This is a genomic window from Delftia sp. JD2 (assembly GCF_001682645.1).
Taxonomy (GTDB): domain Bacteria; phylum Pseudomonadota; class Gammaproteobacteria; order Burkholderiales; family Burkholderiaceae_C; genus Comamonas; species Comamonas acidovorans.
On record NZ_LFJT01000155.1, the window covers coordinates 1 to 355 of the forward strand.

1 protein-coding gene is annotated in these 355 nt (G+C 67.9%); it reads right to left on the reverse strand.

The window, feature by feature from the left end; translation table 11 throughout:
• Window positions 1-355, reverse strand: a 355-nt coding sequence (locus ACM14_RS30265; RefSeq protein ID WP_254662173.1) for an aconitase family protein, incomplete at both ends; no start/stop codon positions are given.

The window sequence follows — 355 nt, forward strand, 5'->3', positions numbered from 1 at the left end:
CCAGCACGTCCTGCTCGATGTCGAAGCGCACCGTGCCCGCCAGCGCATAGGCCACGACCAGCGGCGGCGAGGCCAGGAAGGCTTGTTTGGCCTGGGGATGGATGCGCCCGTCGAAGTTGCGATTGCCCGAGAGCACGGCCGTGGCGTAGAGGTCGCGCTCGACGATTTCCTGCTGGATCCTGGGGTCCAGCGCGCCGCTCATGCCGTTGCAGGTGGTGCAGGCAAAGGCGACGATGCCAAAGCCCAGCTGCTCCAGCTCGGTGAGCAGCCCGGCCTCCTTCAGGTACAGCTCCACGGCCTTGGAGCCCGGCGCCAGCGAGGATTTGACCCAGGGCTTGCGCGTGAGACCCAGGCG